This is a genomic window from Streptomyces sp. YIM S03343, assembly GCF_054729195.1.
In genome coordinates, this window is the sequence record NZ_JBPUKX010000002.1 from 610,440 (window position 1) to 634,926 (window position 24,487).

Genomic DNA, 24,487 nt, shown 5'->3' on the forward strand with positions numbered 1-24,487 from the left:
CCCGGTGCCGTCGGACGGACGCACGGCGATCACCGGAGCAGCACATGACGAACACGATGTGGACGCAGGGCGTGGAGTGGCTGGCTGCCGCCGCGCCGGACCCCCGGGCCTGCAAACGCCAGTGGGACCAGGGCCACGGCATCGCCCTGCTGCAGGCCGGCCGTTTCTGGGACCTGCTGAGCGTGCCCGACCAGCTGGGCATGCTCACCCTGGACCTGTTGTGGCGGCCCTCCCAGCCGGTACCGGGGCCCACCCTCGTGGACACCGAGTCGCAGCGGGTCGGCTTCTTCCTGCCGCCCGATCCGGCGAGCCACTGGATCGGCTCCGGGGTACGCCATGCGAGGAAGGGGTCCTGGGTCGCCGTACCGCCGCCGTACCGGCCGAGCCGCTTCCTGGAGTGGCTCATCCCGCCGGACGGCACCGGCAAACTGCACGCGCCCACCGCCCTGGAGCTCGCGCTGCGCCAGGCCAACGGCACGCTGTCGGTGCTGGCCCCGCGCTGCGGGCTGTGAGGCGGGGTGTCCGGCCGCCGGACGGACACCCCGCGCGAGCCCGGCGGGCTCAGCAGATCCGCGGCAACTGCTCCCCCAGCGGCATGTCGACCACCCGGGTGCCGCCGAGACCGGTGCGGGCGACGACCATGCCGGGGTGGTCGGCCACCGCCTCGCCGACGATCCGCGCCTGCGCACCGAGCGGATGCGCCCGCATGGCCTCCAGCACCGCGTCGGCGTGCTCGCGCGGGACGAACGCCACCAGCTTGCCCTCGTTGGCGACGTAGAACGGGTCGAGCCCGAGCATCGCGCAGGCGCCCGCGACGGCGGGCGGGACGGGGACCGCGCGCTCGGTGATCACGACACCGGTGCCCGAGGCCTGGGCGATCTCGTTGAGCGAGGCCGCGAGACCGCCGCGGGTGGGGTCGCGCAGCACATGCAGATCGGGGGTGACGGCGAGCATCGCCTCGACCAGACCGCCGAGCGCGGCGCAGTCGCTCTCGATCTCCACCCCGAACTCGAGCCCCTCGCGCACGCTCATGATGGCCACGCCGTGCACCCCGACCGCCCCGCTGACGATCACCACATCACCGGGCACGACCCGCTGCGGCCGCAGATCGACGCCCGGCGGGACGAGCCCGATGCCGGAGGTGTTGAGGTAGATCCCGTCGCCGTGTCCGGCCTCCACGACCTTGGTGTCGCCGGTCGCCACCTCCACCCCGGCGGTCCGCGCCGCGGCGCCCAGCGCCTCGGCGACCCGGGAGACGGTCTCGGTCTCGACGCCTTCCTCCAGGATGAACCCGCAGGACAGATAGGCGGCCCGCGCCCCGCTCATGGCGAGGTCGTTGACGGTGCCGTTGACGGCGAGGTCGCCGATGCTGCCGCCGGGGAAGAACAGGGGCCGTACGACGAACGAGTCGGTGGAGAAGGCGAGCCGGACCCCACCGAGTGTCACCTGGGCGGCGTCACCCAGTTGGGCGAGGACGGGGCCGCCGTAGGCGGGGGCGAAGACGTGCTGGAGCAGTTCGGCCGACAGCGTCCCGCCGCCGCCGTGGCCCATGACGACACGGGGCTGGTCGCGCAGCGGGGCCGGGCAGGTCCAGCCGGTGACATCGAGGATGTCGGTGCCGTTGTCAGCCAACGGGGCTCGCCTCCCGGGGAGTCGGGGTGGTCTCCAGGCGCCGGTAGAGGTAGTACGCGGCGCAGGCGCCCTCGCTGGAGACCATGGTGGCGCCGAGCGGGGTGCGCGGGGTGCAGCGGGTGCCGAACGCCTCGCACTCGTGCGGCTTGAGCAGTCCCTGGAGCACCTCGCCGCTGCGGCACTCGGCCGGTTCGCGGGTCCGGATGCCTTCGACACTGAAGCGCAACTCGGCGTCGTGGTCGCGGTACTTGGGCGACAGCCGCCAGCCGCTGTCCGGGATCACCCCGATACCGCGCCAGGCGCGGTCGGTGACCTCGAAGACGTCCTCCAGCATGGCCCGGGCCGCCGGGTTCCCCTCGGGGCGTACGGCTCTGGCGTAGGCGTTGTGGACGGTGTGCTCACCCCGTTCCAGCTGGACGACGGCGCGGCGTACGCCCTCCAAGATGTCCAGCGGCTCGAAGCCGGTGACGACGATCGGGACGCGGTGGCGCTCGGCCAGCCGTGGATACTCGTCGGTCCCCATCACGGTGCACACATGTCCGGCGGCGAGGAAGCCCTGGACGCGGCAGCTCGGGGAGCTCATGATCGCGGCGATGGCCGGGGGCACCCTGACGTGCGAGACCAGCAGGCTGAAGTTGCGGATACCGAGCCTGCGGGCCTGATGGACCGTCATGGCGTTGGGCGGGGCGGTGGTCTCGAAGCCGATGCCGAAGAACACCACCTCGCGGTCCGGGTTCTGCCGGGCGATCCGCAGCGCGTCGAGGGGCGAGTACACGACGCGTACGTCGCCGCCCGCGCCACGCACCTGGAACAGATCGCGTCCGGTGCCGGGGACCCGGAGCATGTCGCCGAAGGAGCAGAAGATCACCTCGGGGCGGGAGGCGATCTCCAGCGCCTTGTCGATGACTTCGAGCGGCGTGACGCAGACCGGGCAGCCGGGGCCATGGATCAACTCGACCTGCTCGGGAAGAAGTTGGTCGATGCCGTGCCGGATGATGGAGTGCGTCTGGCCGCCGCACACCTCCATCAGCGCCCAGGGCCTGGTCACCGTGGCATGGATCTCGTCGAGGAGCCGGCGCGCCAGCTCCGGGTCCTGGAACTCGTCGATGTACTTCACCTGTGTGCCTCCTCTCCGGGGGCCGAATCCGGGTGCGGGCCGGTGTCACCGACGCGCTCGCCGACACCGACGGCGCCCATGTCACCGGCGCCCGCGCCGCTGTGTGCGGCCGCTTCCCATGGGTCGCCGAACTCCTCCTGAAGCATGCCGAGTTCGGAGAACAGTTCGAGGGTGTGCCGGGCCGACTCCTCGTCCAGGCGCTGGAGCGCGAAGCCGACATGCACGATGGCGTACTCGCCGACCTTCAGTTCGGGCAGGTACTCCAGGCACACCTCTTTCACGACGCCGCCGAAGTCGACGGTGGCCATCCTGGTGCCGTCACGGTCGTTGATGTCCAGCACTCTGCCGGGTACCGCCAGGCACATGGGCCTCTCCTCGGTGTGGGGGGGTGGGGGGTTGCAGGGATCGGTCACGGAGTGGCGGTGCGGGCGGCCACCATCAGCTGGCCAAGGGCGAGTCCGCCGTCGCCGGGCGGGACCAGCCGGTGGCGCAGCACGGTGAAGCCGTCCGTCGTCAGGGCCGCCGAACAGGCGGAGGAGAGCACGGAGTTGAGGAACACTCCGCCGGTGAGGGCGACGGTGTCCGTGCCGTGCCGCTCACGGGCCCGCAGACAGAGCCGGTGGACGAGCCGGGCGACGGCCCGGTGGAAGCGGGCGGCGACGGTCTCCGCCGGCACTCCGCCGCGCAGGTCGCCGACGATCTGAGCGAGCACCGGGCCGGGGTCGGCCCGCACCGGGCCGTCGCCGGTGCCGGGTTCCCGCAGGGCGAAGGTGTACGACGTCCCGTCCCCGCTGGGGGCGCGCAGCGCGGCGGCCTCCAGTTCGACGGCCGCCTGGGCCTCGTACCCGGCCCGGTGGCACACGCCCGCCAGCGAGGACACGGCGTCGAAGAGACGGCCCATGCTGGAGGTGGGGACACAGTTGAGACCGCGCTCCAACTGCCGCTCCAGCACCGGGAGTTCATCGGCCGGGCAGGCGGTGACGCAGGGCAGACCGGCGGACCGGTCGAGCCCGGCGGCGTAGAGATGGGCGAGGGCGATCCGGTACGGCCGCCGCACCGCGGCGTCCCCGCCGGGCAGCGGGACGTAGGCGAGGTGGGCGAGCCGCGTGTAGCCGTCGTAGTCCGCGAGCAGGACCTCGCCGCCCCACACGGCGCCGTCGTCGCCGTAGCCGGTGCCGTCGAAGGCGACGCCGATCACCGGGCGGCTGCCGTCCATGCCGTGCTCCGCCATCGCGGCGGCGATGTGCGCGTGATGGTGCTGGACGCGGACCACGGGCCGCCCGCCTGCCGCCCGCTCGGCCCAGCGGGCGGAGCGGTAGCCGGGGTGGCGGTCGGCGGCGAGCAGTCCGGGCCGGACCGGGGTGATCGACCGCATGTGCTGCACGGCCCGTTCGAAGGCGCGCTGGGTGGCGAGGTCGTCCATGTCGCCGATGTGGGCCGACAGCCAGGCCCGGCGGCCCTCGCCGAGGCAGAAGGCGTTCTTCAGGTCGCCGCCCACCGCGAGCGCGGGACGGACGGGGACCGGCAGGTCCAGGGGCAGGGGGGCGTAGCCGCGGGCGCGGCGGACGAGGAGCGGCTGTCCGTCGCAGACGCGCAGCACCGAGTCGTCGCAGGGCACCTGGATGGGCCGGTCGTGGGTGAGCCAGGCGTCGGCGAGGGACGCGAGCCGTTCCAGGGCCTCGGTGTCGTCGGTGACGATGGGCTCACCGGAGAGATTGCCGCTGGTCATGACGAGCAGCCGGGGCCCGTCGGGGTCGCCGGGCAGACCGAGCAGCAGATGGTGCAGCGGGGTGTACGCCAGCATGACGCCGAGATCGGGGCTGCCGGGTGCGACGGCGTCGGCCGGGAGCGGGCCGACGGGCAGCGGATCCGGTCGGCGGCGCAGCAGCACGATGGGGCGGCTCGGGCCGTGCAGCAGGGCGCGTTCCTCGGCGCCGAGCCGGACGAGGTGCTCGATGTCCTCCGCTCCGCGCGCCATCACGGCGAACGGCTTGTCGCCCCGTGCCTTGCGGCGGCGCAGCAGGCCGACGGCACCGGGGTCGGTGGCGTCGCAGGCCAGGTGGTAGCCGCCGAGTCCCTTGACGGCGACGACCGCACCTGCGGCGAGCAGCGCACGGGCCTCGCTGACCGGGTCGGCCGCGGTGACCGGCTCGGGCGGACCGTCGGCCCGGCTCACGAGCAGGCCGAGGCGTGGCCCGCAGGCCGGGCAGGCCACCGGCTGGGCGTGGAAGCGCCGGTCGGCGGGGTCGGCGTACTCGCGTGCGCAGTCGGCGCACATCGGGAAGCCGGCCATGGTGGTCTGGGCGCGGTCGTAGGGCAGGCCGGTGACGATGGTGAACCGGGGTCCGCAGTGGGTGCAGTTGACGAAGGGATGGCGGTGGCGCCGGTCGGCCGGGTCGGCGAGTTCGCGCAGACAGTCGGCGCAGGTCGCGGTGTCGGGCGGGATCAGGGTGCGGGCGGGGCCGGTGCCGTGGGAGGCGAGGATGGTGAACGCGATGTCGCCCGTGGCGGGCACCTCGTGGTGGTCGACGGTGTCGACGCGGGCAAGCGGCGGTGCGTCCGGCGCGATCCGGGCGCAGAACCGGGCGATGTCACCGGCGTCGCCCTCGACCTCCGCGAGCACGCCGTCCGGTGTGTTGGTGACATGCCCGGTGAGCCGGAGGGAGGTCGCGAGGGCGTGGACGTACGGCCGGAAGCCGACGCCCTGCACCACGCCCTGCACCACGACCCGGCGCCGCAGGGCCGCCGGGCCTGCGACGGCGGTCGGCGGGACGCTCACGGCTGGTACGGAGTCAGCGGGACGGCGGGGTGCGGGTGTTCATGATCCCGCATGCTCTCGCGCGCGGGCTCGTCCGGCTGCTCGTGCGTGTGCGCGGGCGGCGGGGCCATGACCGGACGGTGCACGGGACCGCCGTCGGCGGCGGCCACCGCCCGGTCGAGCAGGGCGCCGAGGCCGGTGCCCGCGCGCGCCGAGGTGAGCAGCACCTCGACCCCGGGGTTGACCCGGGCCACATGGGCGCGGAACGCGGTCTCGTCGAAGCCGACGGCCTCGGCGATGTCGGTCTTGGTGACCACCACGAGGTGGGCGAGGCCGAACGCGGTGGGGTACTTCAGCGGCTTGTCCTCGCCCTCGGTGACCGAGGCCAGGACGACACGCAGGGTCTCGCCGAGGTCGTAGGAGGCCGGGCAGACGAGATTGCCGACGTTCTCCACGAACAGCAGCCGGGTGGGCTCGGGGAGCCAGCCCTCCAGATGGCGGGCGAGCATCGCGGCCTCCAGATGGCACAGCCCGTCGGTGAGGATCTGCTTGACGGGGACCCCGGAACGCGCCAGCCGGGCAGCGTCGTTCTCGGTGGCGAGATCGGCGGTGAGGGCGGCGACCGGCAGGGACCGTTGGCGTGCGAGGACCAACTCGTGCTCCAGCAGGGCTGTCTTGCCGCTGCCGGGGCTGGAGAGCAGATTGACGACCGCCGTGCCGCGGGCCGCGAGGCGGGTGCGTAGGGTGTGCGCGGTCTCGTCGTTGCGGGCGAGGACGGCCTGACGCAGTTCGACTGCACGGCACATGGTTCAGTGCTCCTCGGCGATCGGTTCGCGGATGGGTGCGAGCGGCCCGCCGTCCTCCCAGCGCACCCCGGTGATGCGCAGTTCCCGGCCGGACAGCAGTTCGGTGGCGCCGCCGCCGCAGTGCGGGCAGGTCAGCAGGGGCGGCATGCCGACGGCCCAGTCCCGGGCGCACGGCGTGCAGCGGGCCCGCCCGGGGACCGGCTCGGCGACGAGTTCGGCGCCTTCCAGCAGGGTTCCTTCGCAGGCCAATTGGAAGCAGAAGGACAGCGCGTCCGGTACGACACCGGCGAGTTCGCCCACCTCGAGCCGGACGGTCCGTACGGCGGTGACGTCACCGGCCCGGCGGGCCGCGTCCTGCACCTGTTCGACGACCTCCAGCGCGATGGACATCTCGTGCATGGATCTCCGTCCTGGCGCGCGGGTCGTGGTCGGGAGCGGTCGGCGGGTGGCGCGGGGGCGCGTTCGCGGGCCCCCATTACAGGCGCGGGCGCGCCACCCGGCGCACCGGCACGCCGCCGGAACCCGCCAGGGTCCGCCGTTCGCCGCAACGGCACGGCCGACCCTCCGGCAAGAGTTGATGGGGGCGCGGGTCACATACAGCGCATCCGCACGTAACGCCGGATGTCCGGCAGGCTCTGCATGATCAGCGCGGCCGCGGCGGCGGCCACCAGGGCGACGGCGAACTTCTTCATCCTGTGTCTCCTCGACTCGCGGCTGCTTGACCGGCCAGGGGCCGGGGTGGTGCGGGCTGCGGGGGCGGTGCCGCCAGCAACTCCTCGATCAGGCGTACCGCGCGCGGTACGGCGTCGGACACGGCCGGGCTGAGCCCGATCCCCTCGTCGAGGCGGGCCGGTTCGCAGCCGACGACGAGCATGCGGCGCGGCGCCCGGGCACCGGTGCTCGCACAGAGGGTGCCGAGCAGGGCGAGCACCGCGTCGGGGGTCATCCGGTGGCCGTCGGGCGCGGCCGGGGCGCCGGTGGCCTCCGGCTCGATCACGTGCAGGGTGCCGGGCTCCGCGCCGCGCGCGGTGGCGTCGACGAGGATCACGGTGTCGTAGCCGTCGAGGAGCTGATAGGCGAGATGGACGCCGCGCACGCCGATGTCTGCGGTCTCTACCTGCCCGGGCAGCGGGCGCGCGGTCAGTGCGCGCACGGTCTCGACGCCGAAGCCGTCGTCGCCGAGGAAGATGTTGCCGATTCCCGCGACGAGGACACGGCCGGACGGCGGCACCGTCGGTTCGCCGGCGCTCATGCGTCGGCCTCCGCCGGTGCGATCTCGTCGGTCCTGAAGTACAGGTAACGGCCCTGTTCGCGGCGCAGGTCGGCGCCCGGGTCGCCGTCCACGGTCACCGCGAGGTGCACGGCGCCGTCGACGTCGTGCAGGACGGCCTCGACGGTGGCGGTGTGCCCGTGCAGGAAGAGGTCCTGGGCGTCGGTGCGGCGCAGTCCGGGGCGCAGCACGACCCGGCTGCCCGCGGCGATGCGGCGGCCGTCGACGGTCACGTGGTCACGGGCGGGGTCGAATCCGGCGTCGGCGGCCGGGTCCCACCAGGGGGTGTCGGGGCGTACGACGCCGTGCTCGTCGGGGAAGCCGTCCGCCGGGTCCGGCCCGGTCACCTCGCGCAGTCCGCGCACCGCGCCGTGCAAGCGTTCCAGTACCTCGGCGGGGAGCGAGTCGGCGAGGTCGATGACGGCGGCGGCCCGTTCGTCGGTGCCGCGTGCCTCGCGTTTCTCCTCGTCGGTGAGAGCGGCGGTGCGCAGGGCGAGGATCTCGTCGATCTCGAGGGCGTCGTAGAGGGCGCCGGGGCTCTCGGGGGCGATGGCCGGGTGGTCCTCCAGGATGATCGGTGAGGACAGCAGGACGTCCGCGCGGCCGGGTTCGGCGGCGAGCACCGGCCAGGTGTGCTGGTTGCGGCAGTCGGCGACGGCGCCCCTGGCCCACTCGGGCGGGTCGGTCATGGACAGGAACGACCCGCTGCTCACCGCCATCAGGAGGTGGGCGCCGACCAGGGAGCGCGCGAGAGCGGTGTCGCGGTCGGCGGCGTCCGGGCCGGGCGGGGTCCAGGCGCTGGTGTTCTCGACGAGGGCGGTCAGCCGCAACACCCGGTAGGGACCGTCGAGTTCGCGGGCGGACAGCCGCAGTACGCCGTCGGTGTCCTCGTGGCGGCGCAGCAGCCGGCCCACGACGGTCCCGGCCTCGTCGTGGACGGGTTCGCAGTCCTCGCCCGCGGTCAGCCGGAAGGGGATCACGACCTCGCCGTCGAGGAGTCGGTCCACCGGTACGACGGTCTCGACGTGTTCCTCGGCGCCCTCGTCCCAGGGGACCAGCACCCGGTCGGGCAGCCGCAGCTCGGGCACCGTCTCGAACCCGCCTCCCCCGCAGGCCCGTTGGACGGTGCGGCGGCGGGCGCGCAGAAAGCGCAGCTCGACGGCGAGGGTGGCGCCCGCCCGTGGTTCCAGCAGGCACTCGGTGCGCTGGAAGGAGTGTTCGTCGCGGTCGGCTCCCCAGGCGGGCGGCACGAGCACGCCGAACTGCCAGCGCAGCCGGTTCTTGGCGGCGGAGGCACGGTAGGGGTAGAGGACGTAGCCCTCGAAGAGGACGGCGTCGGCGACCTCCCGGGCGTGGGCGAGGCGCGCCTCGACGGGCGGGGCGAACGCGGTCGCGCTCACGGGGCGGTCCTTCCGGTGGTGGGGGCGGTGGTGAGTACGGAGGTGTCGTCGCCGTCCGCCAGCAGCCGGGCCACGGTCGCCTCCCAGGAGGCCAGGGCGTGCCGGGAGCGGTAGGTGACGAGGGCGTCCATGGTGGCGCGGGGCAGCCGGAGCCAGCCGCAGCCGGGGAAGTGCTGCTCGACCATCTCCCGCCAGGTCGCGACGGGCATCCGGCAGGTCGCCTCGCGGTCCCAGGGCACGGGTTCGACCCGGTAGCCGCCGCTGCCGGTGAAGGCGGTGCCGGAGAACAGCATCAGCAGGGGCACCTCGCCGCCGTCGAGGGCGTCGAGGTAGCGGGTGGCGGCGATGTCCATGTCGTATGTGCAGGGCACGACGAGGTCGGCCTCGGTCTCGCCGGTGAAGCCGGTGACCATGAGCGGGACGTCGGCGAACCGGACCGGCTGGAGGGTGCTGCCCCAGCGGGAGCGTTCGCCGAACAGGTCGGTGAGCGCGGCGCTCTCGTGGTCGCCGTAGCCGCGCCGGGCGGGCTCGATACGGAGCTGGCAGCGCAGCGCGAGGGCGTGGACCCGGGTGGCGCCGGAGTCGTCGGAGGCGGTGATGCGCAGCCGGAAGACCAGGGTGGGTCCGGCGGCGTAGCGGTCGGCGCGCACGTCCGTGCAGGCGAAGGTGAACTCCGTCATCCGGCGGCCTCCAGGGGCGCGTCGTGCTCGTCGGGGAGCGGCCGTGCCCGTTCGGCGACCCGGGCGAAGAAGGCGTCCAGGGCGGCGCGGGCCTCGGCGCCGCCGTCGAAGCCCCGCCACAACCGGCGCATCCGGCCGACGAGTTCGTAGCAGACGTCGATCGGGACGAGATGGCAGACGCAGCCGTCGGAGGTACGGCGCAGCAGGAGCGCCTCCACGTCGGGCTGGAGGAGTGCGGCGAGCCGGCTGCCGCCGAGGGCGGCGGTCCAGGTGTCCGGGTCGAGTTCGCTCTCGGTGGCCCCGGCCGGGCTGGGGTAGAGGGCGACCAGGCGGTCGAGTTCGGTGTTGCGGAAGAAGAAGGCGACGCCGACAGGGATGCGCAGGGCGTCCCAGGCCTGGTCGTCGAGCCGGTGGTGCGGATCGGTGAGCCAGCGGTCGGGTACGGCGCGGAAGCGGCCCGTGTCGGCGCCCGGCGCGGCCAGGGGCATGAAGCAGTCGGGGCAGGCGCACACCAGGGCGCGGTGTGCGACGTCCACGAGGTGGCGGTGCCGGGCCGCGTCGATCACCGTCGCGCACAGTCCGCACCGTTCGGGCTGCGGCGGGCGCTCGGCGAGGAAGCGGCGCAGGCCCACGGCCTGCGGGGCGCAGGGTGCCGTCATCCGCGGGTTCCGATCTGGAGGAGGACGGGCTCGCGGGGGTTCTCGTCCTGCCGTACCTCGACGGCGGTGACCTCGGGGGCGAAGCAGGCGAGCGCCTCCTCGGCGGCCCGGCGTACGGCGTCGGTGCCGCCGGAGCAGCCGCAGCCGGTGCGCGGGGCGGCCCGCAGCAGCAGGGTGCCGGTCGTCTCGTCGTACCCGGCGGCGGTCAGGTCGTGGTCGCGCACCGTTGCGAGCGCACGGGCGATCCGGGTGGCGCGGTCCTCGGGGTGCAGGTCGTGCAGGACGAGGAGGCTCGCGACGAGTTCGTCGCCGAGCAGGCCGTCCGACGGGGCGCCCGGGGGCAGCAGGTGGAGGATACGGGCGAGCCCTGCGCCGTAGAACTCCATGAGGGAGCGCACGAGTTCCTCGGCGGCCGCGGTGGCGGCCGGGTCGCCCTGCTCGGAGAGCCGGGTGAGGATCTCGTCGATACGGCGTCCGGCCGCCTCGGCGCGGCCCGGAGCGGCGGGGGCTGCGGGGGCTGCGGGGGCGCTCATCCGCCCAGTCCGCTCAGGCCGGTGGGCACGTGCATGCTCTGGACGGTCTTCCCGCCGCCGACGTACATGTGGACGCCGCAGGGCAGACAGGGGTCGAAACTGCGTACGGCGCGCATGATGTCGATGCCCTTGAAGTTCTCCGGCGGGTTCTCCTCGAAGATCGGGGTGTTCTGCACGGCGTCCTCGTACGGCCCCGGTGTGCCGTAGGAGTCGCGGACGCTGGCGTTCCACGGGGTGGGCGGGTAGGGGTGGTAGTTGGCGATCTTGCCGTCGCGGATGACGAGGTGGTGGGAGAGCACTCCGCGCACCGCCTCGGTGAAGCCGACGCCGATGCTCTCCTCGGGGACCTCGAACTTCTCCCAGGTCCTGGTGCGTCCGGCGCGGACCTCGGTGAGGGCCTGCTCGGCGAAGTGCAGGGCGAGGGCGGCGGTGTACGCCTGGAAGTAGGTGCGGGCGCGGTTGCGTTCGAGGGCGTTGCTCCACTTCGGGATCTTCCACTCGAAGCTCGCCTCGGGCCGGGTCATGGTGCGCGGCAGGTTGATGAGCACGCTGTGCCCGGTGGCCTTGACACCTCCGGTGTCGACGAGCCCGGCGAGCGCGGTGGTCCACATCCGGGCGAGGGGCCCGCCGCCGGTGTCGAGGGCGAGGTGGTCCTTGCCGTCGAACCAGCGCGGCGACATGACCCAGCTGTACTTGTCGTCGAAGTTCCGCTTCTGCGGGGCGGGGATGGTGTGCTGGTTCCAGGGGTGGCGCGGGTCGACCGGGTTGCCGAGCGGGTCGTGGGTGACGAACTGCTCGCGGCCCTCCCAGTCGTCGTAGTACGAGCTGCCCAGCAGGATGCGGATGCCGAGGTTGATCTCGGTGAGGTCGGTGGTGACGAGCTTGCCGTCCACGACGATGCCGGGGGTGACGAACATCTTCCGTCCCCAGTCGGTCATGTTGGCGTAGGTGAAGTCACAGTGCTCGGGGTCGTTGAGGGCGCCCCAGCAGCCGAGCAGTACACGCCGGCGGCCGACCTCCTCGTAGCCGGGCAGGGCCTCGTAGAAGAAGTCGAAGAGGTCGTCGTGGAGCGGGACGACCCGCTTCATGAACTCCACGTAGCGCATCAGGCGGCTGAGGTAGTCCGTGAAGAGCTGCACGGTGGCGACGGTGCCGGTGCCGCCGGGGTAGAGCGTGGAGGGGTGCACATGGCGGCCCTCCATCAGGCAGAACATCTCCCGGGTGTAGCGGCTGACCTGCAGCGCCTCGCGGTAGAAGTCGCCTTCGAGGGGGTTGAGGGAGCGCATGATGTCGGCGATGGTGCGGTAGCCGTGCTCGGCGGCGTGCGGGGCCTCGGTGCGTTCGGCGAGGTCGAGGACACCGGGGTTGGTCTCCTTGACCATCTTCTCGCAGTAGTCGACCCCGACCAGGTTCTCCTGGAAGATGTTGTGGTCGAACATGTACTCGGCCGCCTCGCCGAGGTTGATGACCCACTCGCCTAGGTGCGGGGGCTTCACTCCGTACGCCATGTTCTGCGCGTACACCGAGCAGGTGGCGTGGTTGTCGCCGCAGATGCCGCAGATGCGGCTGGTGATGAAGTGGGCGTCGCGGGGGTCCTTGCCGCGCATGAAGACGCTGTAGCCGCGGAAGACCGACGAGGTGCTGTAGCACTCGGCGACCCGCTTCTGCTTGAAGTCGATCTTCGTATGGATGCCCAGGCTGCCCACGATCCGGGTGATCGGGTCCCAGGACATCTCGACCAGGCCGCTGCCGTCGCCTGTCGCCTTCGTCGTCGGTGCCATCGTCTGTGTCGTGCCCTTCTCGGAACGGGGTCGGTCGGGGTGGGTGCGCGGGCGGATCGGGGGCGGCCGGGCGGGGTGCGCGGCCGGGCGGGGTGTCAGACGGAGCTGGTGCTCACGCGGGGCTCACCAAGGGGGCCGGTAGCCGGTGGTGATCTTCCGGCCGGTGTGGCGCCACCTGGGCTCCTTGTCCGCGGTGGACATCGTGAACTCGCGCAGCCTGCGGATCAGCGTGCCGTAGGCGCCGCTCGCCCGGCTGGAGATGGTGGCGCCGGGCGGCTGGTCCATGAACGGCATGAACTTGTCCGGGAAGCCGGGCATGGTGCAGGCGATGCAGATGCCACCGACGTTGGGGCAGCCGCCGATGCCGTTGATCCAGCCCCGCTTGGGCACGTTGCACTTGACGACCGGGCCCCAGCAGCCGATCTTCACCAGACAGCTCGGCGAGTCGTAGTCCTTGGCGAACTCGCCCTCCTCGTAGTAGCCGGCGCGGTCGCAGCCCTGGTGCACGGTGGCGCCGAACAGCCAGGAGGGGCGCAGCTTGTCGTCGAGGGGGATCATCGGGGCGGCACCGGCGACCTGGTGGAGCAGATACGTCAGGGTCTCGGCGAAGTTGTCCGGCTGGACGGGGCAGCCCGGCACACAGACGATCGGAATGCCGGCCTTGGACTTCCAGTCCCAGCCGAGATAGTCGGGCACCCCCATCGCGCCGGTCGGGTTGCCCGCCATCGCGTGGATGCCGCCGTATGTGGCGCAGGTGCCGATGGCGACGACGGCGAGGGCCTTGGGGGCGAGGCGGTCGAGCCACTCACTGGTGGTGATCGGCTGGCCGGTGGCCGGGTCGTCGCCGAAGCCGCACCAGTAACCCTCGGGTTTGATGGCCTCGTTGGGAATGGAGCCCTCCACGACCAGCACGAAGGGGTCGATCTCCCCGCGCTCCCCCTTGAAGAACCACTCGATGAACGTGTCCGCGCCGCCTACCGGACCGCACTCGAAGTCGATGAGCGGCCAGTGCACGGCGATCTTCGGCAGGCCCGGGATCTCGCCGAGCGCGATCTGCTCGATGCTCGGCTGCGAGGCGGCGGTCAGCGCGACGGAGTCGCCGTCGCAGCTCAGCCCGGCGTTGATCCAGAGGATGTGGACTGTGGGCGTCTCGTCCGCGCCCCCGCTCTCGCCGGTGCCGGGCGCCTCGGCCGTGCTGGGGTTCGCCGCTGTCATGGGACCGCCTCCTCGGGAGGTCAGGGATGAAGGCGTGGATCTCCGAGCGTCATACACTTCGCACTCGGCACGGATATATGGATCATTTCGGATACCGCTCTTCTTGTTATCAGTGCTCCGGGCGCGGCGGGATGCCGGAGGGGGCCATTGCGGTGACGCGGTGCGGGAGGCGGTCCTGGAGGCGGTCCTGGGGGCCTCGGCCGATGGCTGCGGTCAGGTGCGGCGGGGTGCATTCCGGGCGGGTCTTGCGGACGAAGGCCCGGCGCAGCGCGTGGTAGGGGGCGTCGGGGTCGTCGAAGGCGTGGCGCATCCGGGCCAGCTCCCGCGCCCGGAACGCGGCGAGCGGCTCGGTGCGTTCCTGGTGGTCGAGGGCGGCCTTCTTCGCCGCGATCCGGGCCCCCGTCCCCGGCAGCGCGGCGAGCCGCGTGGCCAGCCGGGCCGCCTCGGCGGCGAAGGCCCCGGGCGCCGCGGCGACCACCCGGTCGGCCAGGCCCAGGCGCAGCGCGGCGGCCGCGCTCACCGGCAGGGCGTCGCCGGTCAGCCGCTCCGCCACGGCGGCGCCGGTCCGGCGGGGCAGGGTGTACGTCCAGTACTCGGAGCCGTACAGGCCCATGAGCCGGTAGTGCGGGTTCAGTACGGCGCCGGAGCGCAGCCACACCTCGTCGGCGGCCAGCGCCAGCATCACGCCACCCGCCGCCGCGTTGCCCGCCACGGCGGCGACGGTCAGCCGGTCGGTGGTGGTGAGGACCGCCTCGACCAGGTCGTCGATGGCCTCGATGTTCGCCCACGACTCGGCGACGGGGTCGGCGGCGGCCTCGATGACGCCGAGGTGGATGCCGTTGGAGAAGAAGTCCCGCCTGCCGCCCAGGACCAGGACGGTGGTGGGGCGGGCGCAGGCGGCCCGGTAGGCGTCGAGCAGCCGGCGGCACTGCACGGTGCTCATGGCGCCGCCGGGGAAGGAGAAGGTGAGGAAGCCGACGGGGCCGACCTCCCGGTAGCGGATGTCCGTCCAGGTGCGCGGTCCGGCGTCCGGACCGGCGGGGAGGTCGGGGAGCGCGGGCAGCCGCTCGCCGAGGGCCGTGACGGCGGGCAGCCGGAAGGCGGGCGGCATGCCCGGCAGGCGGCGGGGGCGCAGTTCGGGGAGCCACACGGCGCCGTCCCGGGTGGCCCGGCACACCGCGCCCGCCCGGGTGGCCAGCAACTCCCCTGGGCTGCCGCGCAGTTCGTACTCGGGGTGGCCGCCGTGCAGATACCACTGCGCACCGAGCAGTTCGTCCAGCACACCGGGCTGCGAGTCCGCGGCCCGCAGCCGCCGCAGGACGTCGGCGGTCGCGTCCGTGGTCCAGTCGATGTACCGGACGCTCTGGTCGAGGTACGGGCGCGCGGGCGACGCGGGCTGCGGCCGCGGGACGTACGTCCCCGACGCGAACCGGTGCACGGCGAGCAGTACGGCGGACAGCGCGGCGTCGGCGATCTCACCGCGGTACAGATCGCTCTTGCCGGTCTGCGGCAGCGCACAGGGCACGGTCGCCCACACATCGCCCGCGTCCATCTCCTCCGCCGCCTGAAGGACCGTCACCCCCCAGCGTTCGGCGCCCTCCTGGATCGCCCAGTCCAGCGAGGAGGGTCCGCGGTCGCCGACCGGACCGGGATGGACGATGAAACACGGCCGGTTCGCCCACACCTCGCGGGGGATCGCGGTGCGCAGCATCGGGGCGAGCACCAGTCGGGGTGCGTGGCGTCGTACCGCCTCGGTCACGTCGTGGTCCGGCAGGGCGAGTTCCACCGCCACGGTGTGACCGTGGTCGCGCAGCTCGGCGTGCACTCGCTGGGTGAGGCTGTTGAAGGCACTGGCCACGAGCAGGATGTGCACGGTGTGCTCCCGGCGGACGAGGGGCGGACGGGGGGACCCGGGGGTTGGGGGACGAGGGGCGGATGGCGGAGGCGGCCGGTGCGCGGGCCGCCCGGCGTCAGCGATCGTCGGACACTCGGCCGGTGCCGTCCGGGGCGACAGACCGGCGGGTCACCCGAAAGCGGGGGCGGGGGCCGCCACCCGGCGGTGCGGTCCGCGCGGCCGGTGCGCCACCGGCTGTGAGCGCAATTCCTGATTGATCAACTCGCTTGCGGCACAAGGCATTTCGGGCACTCGGCGCAGAAGGCGCCGGCCCCGGCAGGATTACCGGTGAAGTCTCGGCCAACCGAGTGAGATCGGGTGATGACCGTGTGTACTGTGCTGCGAAGTGCCGTGCGCGAGGGCCCTCGTACCACCTGCCCAACTGTCCGAATACCCGAATGTCCCCATGTCCGCGTTTCGTCCGTCCGAGCCCCTGGGAATCGATTCGATGATCGAATTACCGGACCTGGTGACCGGCGGTCTCGCCGTCGGCGCGCTGTCCGCGCTCGCACTCGGCGGGAGCCTGCTGCGGTCCCGGCGACGGTACGCCGCCCTGCGCGCGGAGACGGACCGGCTGAACGCCCGGCTCGACGCCTTCCAGCAGGTGCTGACCGCGGAGGTCGAGCATCTCGCCGCGCAGCGGGTGCCCGCCACGGCCCGGCAACTGGGCCATCCCCATGTCGCGGTGCCCGGCCCGGTGCAGCCGCACATCTCCGGGACCCCCCTCGGTATCGCTCTGGAGGCCGTGCTGACCGGCGTACGCACCGAACTGGCCGCCCAGCGCGTCCGGATCGACGCCGCCGCACAGGCCGGGATGCGCGGCGCCACCCGGGAGATCCAGGCCGCCCTCTACCGGCTCCAGGACGCCCTGCGCACCCTGCAACAGCGCTATGACGACCCCGAGTTGGCGCAGACGCTGTTCGAACTGGACCATGAGAACGAGCAGTCCCTGCGCCGGGCGCAGGTGGCCGCGGTGGTGTGCGGGGCGTGGGTGGGTCTCGCCCGCGAGGAGTCGCACCTGGTGGACGCCGTCACCGGCGGCCAGGCCCGGCTGGCCGACTACCAGCGCATCAGGGTCCACAACCATCTCGAACCCGGCACCGCCCTGGTGCCGCACGCGGTGGAACCGGTGGCGATCATCGCCGCCGAACTCCTGGACAACGCGCTGCGCCACTCCTCCCCGGACACCGACGTCGTCGTCAATCTGGAGCACGTCCACCACGGTGTGTGCGTCACCGTCGACGATGCGGGCCTCGGTATGACACAGGACGAACGGGCCCGCGCCCAGAGGCTGGTGGCGGGCGGCGAGCCGATCCTGCTCACCGACCTCGGCGACCCGCCCCGGATGGGCCTGGCCGCGGTCGGCCGGCTGACCCGGCAGTTCGACCTGATCGTCGATCTCTCGTCGCCCTCCCCCTACGGCGGGGTCCGCGCGGTGCTGCGCGTCGACAGCCATCTGCTCGTCCGGGTCGACCCCGTCGAACGGCCGCCCGCGGCCAGTGCGCCCCGCTCCACCCGCATCAGCCGTCCGGCACCACCGCTCACCGCACCGACAGCCGACGCTCGAGCCACGCCGTCCGCCACCCCGCAGGCCGACCCCCCGTCCCCCGCCGCACCACCGCCGCCCACTACGGCCTCGCCCACCCCGGATCCCCCACAGGCCCCCGCGCACGGACACGCCTACGGCTCGGAGCCCGACGAGACCGCCCACACCGCCGCATCCGGGCACCGGGGGCCGCGGGACGCCCCGGACACCGGCGGGCTGCCACGCCGCAGACGCCGTACCGCCCTCCCGGCCGCCGGGCTCCCGGCCCTCGGCCCGCAGCCGCACGACGTCCGCCGCCCGGAGCCGGAGCGGCACCGCGACCGGCCGCAGCCGCCCGGCCCGGAGCACAACACGCGCCGTCCCGAGGAGGCCGCCGCCGCGCTGGGCGCCCTCCAGGCCGGTACCGCAGCCGCACGCACCGCGCCGCTGTCCGACCTCGACGACACCGTGCCCGAAGCGGCCGAGCCGCGACGGACCCGAGCAGCAGACGACACCGAACACGAAGGGGGAACGGCTCGATGACCAGCCGCGAGGCCACCGACACGGCCTGGGTGCTCGATCCGATCCTGACGGTCCCGCACACCGTGGCCGCCGTTCTGCTCACCCGGGACGGACTCGTGACCGGCTGGACCGACAGGCTGTCCCAGCCGTCGGCCGAGCGGGTGGCCGCCATCACCGGCACCGTGCAGGGTGCGTGCCGCGCGGCGGCCGCCGCGTTCGCCGACCGGGACGGCGCCGAGGTGCGGCAGGTCGTCATCGAGTCGGACCACGGCTATGTCCTGATCGTCCCCACCGACCACGGCACCTGTGTGGCCGCGTACGGGGACCCCGAGGTGCGGCTCGACCTGCTGGCGCACCGGGTCCACTCCCAGGTGGCACGGCTGGGACAGAAGGCGATGACGGCCGCGCCCAGAGGGGCCGGCGGCGGCCCGCCGGTATGACCGGCCGCGGCGGCGGCCGCCCGCTGGTCCCCGCGTATCTGTCGACCGGCGGTACGGCCCGGCCGAGCCGTCCCCATCTGGAGCGGCTCTCGGTGCTCACCGCCGGGGCCCGCCCCGCGCCGCCGGACCTGCCCGCCGCCGCACTCGCCCTGCTGGACGTCCTCGACGGCGGCGCGCTGACCGCGGTCGAGGCCGCGGCCCTTCTGCGGCTGCCGTTCTCCGCGGTGCGCGTCCTCGCGGCCGGCCTGATCGACCAGGGCCTGGTCCTGGCCCGCGCGCCGATCCCGCCCGCCGAGGACTTTGATCCCGACCTGCTGAGGAGAGTCGCCGATGGCCTCCGCGCCCTCAAGAGCACCTGACCGGAGCGGCCCGGACGCACCCGACCGGAGCGGCCCGGGGGCACCTGCCCGGAGCGGCCCGGACGGCGTGCATCTGCCCGGCGCCGCCAGGAACCTGGTGAAGATCCTGGTCGCCGGGCCGTTCGGGGTGGGCAAGAGCACCCTGATCGGCTCGGTGTCGGAGATCCGCCCGCTGCACACCGAGGAGCGGCTCACCGAGGCGTCCGCGCCTGTGGACGACCTCACCGGGGTACGGGAGAAGACGACGACCACCGTCGCCGTCGACTTCGGGCGGATCAGCCTGCCGGGCGGGGTGGTGCTGTATCTGTTCGGCACACCCGGCCAGGCACGGTTCCGGGAGCTGTGGGACGACATCGCCCACGGGGCGCTGGGCGCGCTCGTCCTGGTGGACGCCCGCCGTATCGACGCCTCGTTCGACGCGCTCGGCCTGGTCGAGGAGAGCGGGCTGCCGTACGCCGTCGCCCTCAACGCGTTTCCCGACGCGCCCCGCCACCACACCGCCGAGCAGTTGCGCGCCGCCCTCGACCTGGCGCCCGGGACCCCGATGGTGACCTGCGACGCGCGGGACCCGGCCTCCTGCGTCGACGCCCTGCTCGCCCTGTTCGGGCATCTCATCGACCACGACCCCCCGGAGCGCCCGTGACCCCCGCCCGCCCCGCGGACCGGTCGAACCGGTTCCACGGGCCTGTCCGGACCGACCCGGCCGACCGCCCCGCCCGCCCGGCGCGCGTGCGGCTGTGGGAGGACGGGTTCGCCCGCGACCCGTACCGCTACTACGCCGCCCTGCGCGCCCAGGGCCCGGTGGGCCGGGCCGAACTCGCCCCGGGCGTCGCCGCGTACGTCGTCACCGAGCGGCACGCCGCACTCGACGTCCTGCGCGACACCCGCACGTTCTCCCACGACCCGCGCCCCTGGGAGACCACCGTCGCCGGCGACTCGCCCGTGCTCGGCATGATGCGCTGGCGGCCCAACGCCCTGTTCGCCGACGACGCCGCGCACGTCCGCTACCGCACCACGCTCATCGACATGTTCGACCGGATCGAGCCGCACGACCTCAGGGCGCGGGTGCACCGGGCGGTGCGGGTGCTGGTGGCCCGCTTCGGGCCGCGCGGCCGGGCCGATCTGGTGGCGGAGTTCGCCCGGCCGCTGATGGCCCTGGTGTTCAACAGCCTGTTCGGGCTGCCCGACAGCGAGGGCGACCGGCTCGACCGGGGGCTCGGCAAGCTGATGGAGGGCGGCGCCGGGGCGGTGGAGGGCGAGGCGGAGTTCGCCGCCTATGTGCTGGGGCTGGTCGCGGCCAAGGACGAGCGGCCGGGCGACGACCTGCCGAGCTGGCTGCTCGACCACCCGGCCGGTCTGACCGTCGAGGAGGTCGCCTGGCAGGTGTTCCTCACCCTCGGCGCGGGACACGAACCGACCGCGAACCTGCTGTCCAACGCGCTGTCCAGGATCCTCGGCAACCCGGACTACCGCTCCACCCTGACCAGCGGCGCCCGGCCCGTGACGGACGCGGTGACCGAGGTGCTGCACCACGAGACACCGCTCGCCAACTACGGCATCCACTACGCCCGCACGCCGGTGTCGTTCCACGGGACCCGTATCCGGCCCGCCGTACCGGTCGTGATCTCCTACGGCGCACTCGCGCACTTCGCCGAGCAGGACGCGGCGGACGGCCCGCCGCCGCGTGACGCCTCGCATCTGTCCTGGTCGGCGGGCCCGCACGCCTGCCCGGTCAGACAGCACACGCTGCTCATCGTCTCGGAGGCGATCGAGCGGCTCACCCAATGGCTGCCCGATCTGGAGCCGGTGCTGCCGCGCGAACGGCTGAGCTGGCGGCCCGGGCCCTTCCACCGTTCGCTCACCGCCCTGCCCGTCCGGTTCAGCCCCCGTTCCCCCGACCACCAGCAGCCAGGAGAGTCCGCGTGACCCCGACCGACCGTACCGGCCGTTTCGTCCTCGACGCCCTCGGAGCGGACATCCCCGCCGAGAGCGCCCGGCTCCGCGCCCTCGGGGCGGTCGTCCCGGTGGAACTGCCCGGCGGGATCCCCGCCTGGGCGCCGACCCGCTACGACGTCCTCAAGGAGCTGATCCTCGATCCCCGGGTCAGCAAGGACCCCCGGCTGCACTGGAGGCTGTGGCCCGAGCTCGGCGAGCATCCGTCGTGGGGCTGGATCGTCAGCTGGGTCGGTGTGATCAACATGCTGTCCACCTACGGCGCCGACCACACCCGGCTGCGCAAGCTGGTGGCGCCCAGCTTCACCCACCGCCGCACCGAGGCGATGCGCCCGCGCGTGGAGGCGGTCACCGCCGAACTGCTCGACGACCTCGCGGCGGCCGGGGCCGACGGGCGGCCGGTCGATCTGCGGGCCGGGTTCGCTCAGCCGCTGCCGATGCGGATCATCTGCGAGCTGATGGGCGTGCCCGACGACCTGCACGAGGACACCGCCCGGCTGATCGCGGACATCATGGACACCTCCGACCCCAGCCCCGAGCACGCGGCCTCCGTGCAGAAGCAGATCGGCGAGGTGCTGGGCGCGCTGATCGCCCGCAAGAGCGCCGAACCCGGCGACGACATGACCACCGAGCTGATACGGGTCCGCGACGAGGACGGCGACCGCCTCAGCGACGAGGAACTTCTCTACACCCTGCTGCTGGTCATCGGCGCGGGCTTCGAGACGACCGTCAACCTCATCGGCAACGCGGTCGTCGCCCTGCTGAGCGATCCGGGTCAGCTCGCCGGGGTGCTGGCCGGGGACCTCGGCTGGGACGCGGTGATCGACGAGACGCTGCGGCTGCACCCGTCCATCGCGTCGCTGCCGCTGCGGTTCGCGGTCGATGACGTCACCGTCGGCGGCGTCACCGTCCCGGCCGGGGACGCGATCATCACGACGTACGCCGCCTCGGGCCTCGATCCCTCGCAGTACGGGCCCGACGCGCATGTCTTCGACGCGGCCCGCGGCGCCGACGACCATCTGGCGTTCGGTATCGGCGTGCACCGCTGCATCGGCGCTCCGCTGGCCCGGCTGGAGGCGCTGACCGCGCTCACGGCGCTGTTCGACCGGTTCCCCGACCTGCGGCTCGCCTCCGGTGACCGTGCCGGTGACGGTGGCGCCGGGGAGGGGCTGGAGCAGGTGCCGTCGTTCATCGCGTTCGGCTGGCGGGAGGTGCCGGTGCGGCTGTACGGCTGAGACGGTCGCGGCTGTACGGGTGAGCCGGTCGCCGCTGTATGGCTGAGTCTCTTGCGACTGTGCGGCTGAGACGGTCGCGGGGACTTGGCCGGTCGGGTCGCGGGGGTGCGACCGGTCCCCCGTGCCGGTCGCCGTCCCCCGCGGATGCCGAACTTACGTCGGTATCCGGCCGTTCGGTACCGTGCCGATGCCCTTTCCGGGCAGGTGGGGACTCACTCGTGCACAAGTGAGTCCGATTGCTCCGGGTTGCGTCCCGGGTTGTGTTCCGGATTTCGTTCCGGATCGAGTTCCGGTTCCGGATCGGGTTCCGGACTGCTGAAGACGGGGGCCGTCAGATCGCCCACGGCGAGATGGGCGACGACCACCTCGTAGAGGTCGCTGCCGGAGGTGAGGAGCTGGCGTTCCAGCACGGGTTCCGCACCGCGCACATGCTCACGCACCGTCTGCGGGTGGACACCGAGGTCCTGCGCGGCGCGCTCGGCGTTGCCGTCGGCGGCGATCCAGGCACGCAGGGTACGGCGCAGGTCCCGGCTGTCCGCCGCCAGCTGCTCCAGCATGCCGCGCGCCCAGATCCGTACCGCGGCACCGCCCAGCAGATCACCGAGGCGTACGGCACCGGGAGCCGAGGCCGTCCGGTCGGGGCCCGCGCAGATCGCGGCGGCCTCGGTGTTCAGCGCCAGATGGACGGCGGCGCGGACCGTGAGGTCGGAGAAATCGGTGCGCAGCATGGTCTCGACACGGTCCATGCGGGCACGCACCGTGTTGCGGCTGACGCCGAGCACCTTGGCCGCGCTGACGGCGGTGAACTCCAGGCCCAGCCGCGTGGTGGCGAGCAGTTCGGCCCGGGTGTGGTGCGGCAGCACGTCCAGCGGGCGCAGCAGACAGGCGGCCCAGGCGGCCAGCGCGGCCGGGTCCATGAGCCGCTCGGGGTGGGTGCGTTCGGCGTAGACGGCGGCCTTGTCCGGGCGGACCCGGGCCACCGCGAGGGCGCTGACCGCCTGGCCGTACGCGGCGGCGGTGCGGGCAAGGCTCTGGCGGGTGCTGCCGCCCAGGAAGGCATCGGGGTGGCGGGCGGCCACCGTGCGCAGCCGGTCGGCGGCGGCCGTGCCGGGGGCCACGACGATCACATGGCCGTCCACCGCGGGGCAGCGCACCACCAGGGCCAGGCCGTCGGTGGCGTCCGCGCATTCCTCGGCCAGGCGATCACGGAGGTCGGCGCGGCTCTCGACGACGTAGACGCAGGCCGCATCGGTGTCCAGCAGGCCGGGCCACAGGCCTGCGGCGACCCTGCGGGCCGAGACGGTGTCCTCCACCATGAGGAGTTGCAGGATCGCCAGGCGCAGATCGGAGGTCGCGCGTTTGAGGCGGGCGGCGGCGGTGGTCAGCTCGCGCTCTCTGAGGAGCAGTGCGAGGACTCCGGCGGTGCGGGTGACTATCTCGGCGGAGCGGCGGTCGAAGGGGTGGGGGCCGGCCACCGCCAGGACTGCGGCGGGGGTGGTGTCGGGGTGCGGGTTGCCTGTGGCGACCAGGCGTATGTGGTGGGTGCCGTCGTGAAGGGCGGCGGAGGAGATTCTGCCGGTGAGGAGGTCTGCGACCAGGTCTTCGTCGAGGGGGAGGTGGTCGCCGGCGAGGGGTGTGCCGGTGGCGTCGAGGAGGGTCACTCTGGCGCGTACGGTTTCGGCCAGCCAGTCGACGACCTTGGCTAGGTCCCGGGTGGCGGGGCGGAGCTGGTCGAGGAGTTCCTCGGCCCAGGGGGTGGGTCGGTTCGGCACGTGGCACTCCTCTCCTTGGGTGTTGACCTGGGGATACGTGCTTGACGTTACCCGACGGGGGGCGCGGGGGCCGGGGCCGGGTTTTTCGCCCCCGCCGCCCCTTCCCGTTCCCGACCCTGGGGGCTGCGCCCCCAGACCCCCGTTTGACGGCCCTTCGGGCCTCGTCCTCAAACGCCGGACAGGCTGAAATCTGCCCCTCCGGCGTTTGAGGAGCGGGGGTACGGGGGCGGAGCCCCCGTGACCGTCATCCCGGGATGCCTGCGCGGCATAAGCTCGGGGGATGGCCAGGTACTTCGACGTGCATCCTGAGAATCCTCAGGCTCGGATCATCTCCCAGATCGCCGACAGCATCCGTTCCGGGGCGCTGATCGCCTATCCGACGGACTCCTGCTACGCCCTCGGCTGTCAGCTGGGCAGCCGGGACGGGATCGACCGGATCCGGACGATCCGGCATCTCGACGACCGGCACCACTTCACGCTGGTGTGCAGCGACTTCGCCCAGCTCGGTCAGTTCGTGCGCATCGACAACGATGTGTTCCGTGCGATCAAGGCCTCGACCCCGGGCAGCTATACGTTCATCCTCCCGGCGACCCGTGAAGTGCCGCGCAAGCTGCTGCATCCCAAGAAGAAGACCGTCGGTGTCCGGATTCCCGAGCATGTGGTCACCCAGGCGCTGCTCGCGGAGCTCGGTGAGCCGCTGCTGTCCAGCACGCTGCTGCTGCCCGACGAGAAGGAGCCCATGACCCAGGGCTGGGAGATCAAGGACCGGCTCGATCATGTCCTGGACGCCGTGGTCGACTCCGGGGAGTGCGGCACCGAGCCGACCACCGTCATCGACTTCTCCGGCGGCGAGGCCGAGATCATCCGGCGGGGCGCGGGGGACGTCAGTCGCTTCGAGTGACGAGAGCGCAGAGCTCAGAGCTCAGAACACAGAGC

General features: G+C 73.2%; 24 protein-coding genes. 8 read left to right on the top strand and 16 right to left on the bottom strand.

All coding sequences use genetic code 11. The annotated features are described in order from the left end of the window. The first annotated feature begins 44 nt into the window (after positions 1-44). Positions 45-512 (top strand): hypothetical protein, encoded by a 468-nt coding sequence (locus ACSYGN_RS38495; RefSeq protein ID WP_460405011.1) that lies wholly within the window; start codon positions 45-47, stop codon positions 510-512. 49 nt (positions 513-561) lie between these two features. Here ACSYGN_RS38495 and hypE read toward each other — a convergent pair whose 3' ends face one another. The 15 genes from hypE to ACSYGN_RS38570 form a co-directional block, all read right to left on the bottom strand. Continuing rightward, on the bottom strand, positions 562-1,632 hold the full coding sequence (gene hypE / locus ACSYGN_RS38500) for a hydrogenase expression/formation protein HypE (protein ID WP_460405013.1): 1,071 nt from the start codon (positions 1,630-1,632) through the stop codon (positions 562-564). Continuing rightward, complete coding sequence (gene hypD, locus ACSYGN_RS38505; protein WP_460405015.1) at positions 1,625-2,749, bottom strand: hydrogenase formation protein HypD; 1,125 nt, start codon at positions 2,747-2,749, stop codon at positions 1,625-1,627. Before hypD ends, hypE begins: the two co-directional genes overlap by 8 nt. Beyond that, a complete protein-coding gene (locus tag ACSYGN_RS38510) occupies positions 2,746-3,114 on the bottom strand; it encodes a HypC/HybG/HupF family hydrogenase formation chaperone (RefSeq protein WP_460405017.1) in 369 nt (122 codons plus the stop codon). Before ACSYGN_RS38510 ends, hypD begins: the two co-directional genes overlap by 4 nt. A 44-nt stretch (positions 3,115-3,158) precedes the next feature. Beyond that, positions 3,159-5,528, bottom strand: a complete 2,370-nt coding sequence (gene hypF / locus ACSYGN_RS38515) for a carbamoyltransferase HypF (protein ID WP_460405019.1) — start codon at positions 5,526-5,528, stop codon at positions 3,159-3,161. Continuing rightward, positions 5,525-6,313, bottom strand: a complete 789-nt coding sequence (gene hypB, locus ACSYGN_RS38520; protein ID WP_460405021.1) for a hydrogenase nickel incorporation protein HypB — start codon at positions 6,311-6,313, stop codon at positions 5,525-5,527. Before hypB ends, hypF begins: the two co-directional genes overlap by 4 nt. A gap of 3 nt (positions 6,314-6,316) precedes the next feature. Further along, positions 6,317-6,712, bottom strand: a complete 396-nt coding sequence (locus tag ACSYGN_RS38525; RefSeq protein WP_460405023.1) for a hydrogenase maturation nickel metallochaperone HypA/HybF — start codon at positions 6,710-6,712, stop codon at positions 6,317-6,319. Between the two features lie 191 nt (positions 6,713-6,903). Beyond that, complete coding sequence (locus ACSYGN_RS38530) at positions 6,904-7,005, bottom strand: DUF6893 family small protein (protein WP_460405025.1); 102 nt, start codon at positions 7,003-7,005, stop codon at positions 6,904-6,906. Further along, positions 7,002-7,565, bottom strand: coding sequence for a hydrogenase maturation protease (locus ACSYGN_RS38535; RefSeq protein WP_460405027.1), 564 nt, complete (start codon positions 7,563-7,565; stop codon positions 7,002-7,004). Before ACSYGN_RS38535 ends, ACSYGN_RS38530 begins: the two co-directional genes overlap by 4 nt. Beyond that, complete coding sequence (locus ACSYGN_RS38540; protein ID WP_460405029.1) at positions 7,562-8,983, bottom strand: hypothetical protein; 1,422 nt, start codon at positions 8,981-8,983, stop codon at positions 7,562-7,564. Before ACSYGN_RS38540 ends, ACSYGN_RS38535 begins: the two co-directional genes overlap by 4 nt. After that, positions 8,980-9,663, bottom strand: coding sequence for a DUF6084 family protein (locus tag ACSYGN_RS38545; protein WP_460405031.1), 684 nt, complete (start codon positions 9,661-9,663; stop codon positions 8,980-8,982). Before ACSYGN_RS38545 ends, ACSYGN_RS38540 begins: the two co-directional genes overlap by 4 nt. Next, entirely contained in the window at positions 9,660-10,322 is a 663-nt protein-coding gene (locus tag ACSYGN_RS38550; protein WP_460405033.1) for a DUF5947 family protein, read from the bottom strand. The genes ACSYGN_RS38545 and ACSYGN_RS38550 overlap by 4 nt, the downstream gene beginning before the upstream one ends. Next, positions 10,319-10,855 (bottom strand): hypothetical protein, encoded by a 537-nt coding sequence (locus ACSYGN_RS38555; RefSeq protein ID WP_460405035.1) that lies wholly within the window; start codon positions 10,853-10,855, stop codon positions 10,319-10,321. Before ACSYGN_RS38555 ends, ACSYGN_RS38550 begins: the two co-directional genes overlap by 4 nt. Further along, a complete protein-coding gene (locus ACSYGN_RS38560) occupies positions 10,852-12,636 on the bottom strand; it encodes a nickel-dependent hydrogenase large subunit (protein ID WP_460405037.1) in 1,785 nt (594 codons plus the stop codon). Before ACSYGN_RS38560 ends, ACSYGN_RS38555 begins: the two co-directional genes overlap by 4 nt. Before the next feature lie 123 nt (positions 12,637-12,759). Beyond that, positions 12,760-13,851 (bottom strand): NADH-quinone oxidoreductase subunit B family protein, encoded by a 1,092-nt coding sequence (locus ACSYGN_RS38565; protein ID WP_460405039.1) that lies wholly within the window; start codon positions 13,849-13,851, stop codon positions 12,760-12,762. Between the two features lie 109 nt (positions 13,852-13,960). Beyond that, entirely contained in the window at positions 13,961-15,724 is a 1,764-nt protein-coding gene (locus ACSYGN_RS38570; protein ID WP_460405041.1) for an enoyl-CoA hydratase-related protein, read from the bottom strand. A 469-nt stretch (positions 15,725-16,193) separates the two neighbouring features. Between ACSYGN_RS38570 and ACSYGN_RS38575 the strand changes: the two genes are divergently transcribed. The 6 genes from ACSYGN_RS38575 to ACSYGN_RS38600 all read left to right on the top strand — a co-directional run bounded on the left by ACSYGN_RS38575 (position 16,194) and on the right by ACSYGN_RS38600 (position 21,779). Next, complete coding sequence (locus ACSYGN_RS38575) at positions 16,194-17,813, top strand: ATP-binding protein (protein WP_460405043.1); 1,620 nt, start codon at positions 16,194-16,196, stop codon at positions 17,811-17,813. Continuing rightward, complete coding sequence (locus ACSYGN_RS38580) at positions 17,810-18,232, top strand: roadblock/LC7 domain-containing protein (protein WP_460405046.1); 423 nt, start codon at positions 17,810-17,812, stop codon at positions 18,230-18,232. Before ACSYGN_RS38575 ends, ACSYGN_RS38580 begins: the two co-directional genes overlap by 4 nt. Then, entirely contained in the window at positions 18,229-18,591 is a 363-nt protein-coding gene (locus tag ACSYGN_RS38585; protein WP_460405048.1) for a DUF742 domain-containing protein, read from the top strand. The genes ACSYGN_RS38580 and ACSYGN_RS38585 overlap by 4 nt, the downstream gene beginning before the upstream one ends. 97 nt (positions 18,592-18,688) lie before the next feature. Beyond that, positions 18,689-19,234: a GTP-binding protein gene (locus tag ACSYGN_RS38590; RefSeq protein WP_460405776.1), complete on the top strand. Its 546-nt coding sequence runs from the start codon at positions 18,689-18,691 to the stop codon at positions 19,232-19,234. Positions 19,235-19,320: 86 nt separating this feature from the next. Continuing rightward, a complete protein-coding gene (locus ACSYGN_RS38595; protein WP_460405778.1) occupies positions 19,321-20,517 on the top strand; it encodes a cytochrome P450 family protein in 1,197 nt (398 codons plus the stop codon). Then, positions 20,514-21,779 carry a cytochrome P450 family protein gene (locus tag ACSYGN_RS38600; RefSeq protein ID WP_460405050.1) on the top strand — a complete coding sequence of 422 codons (1,266 nt, stop codon included), beginning with the start codon at positions 20,514-20,516 and terminating at the stop codon, positions 21,777-21,779. Before ACSYGN_RS38595 ends, ACSYGN_RS38600 begins: the two co-directional genes overlap by 4 nt. A gap of 212 nt (positions 21,780-21,991) precedes the next feature. On the opposite strand, the gene ACSYGN_RS38605 is transcribed toward ACSYGN_RS38600, so the two are convergent. Next, on the bottom strand, positions 21,992-23,551 hold the full coding sequence (locus ACSYGN_RS38605) for a helix-turn-helix domain-containing protein (protein ID WP_460405052.1): 1,560 nt from the start codon (positions 23,549-23,551) through the stop codon (positions 21,992-21,994). Between the two features lie 280 nt (positions 23,552-23,831). Between ACSYGN_RS38605 and ACSYGN_RS38610 the strand changes: the two genes are divergently transcribed. Continuing rightward, a complete protein-coding gene (locus tag ACSYGN_RS38610) occupies positions 23,832-24,452 on the top strand; it encodes an L-threonylcarbamoyladenylate synthase (protein WP_460405054.1) in 621 nt (206 codons plus the stop codon). Positions 24,453-24,487 lie beyond the last annotated feature (35 nt).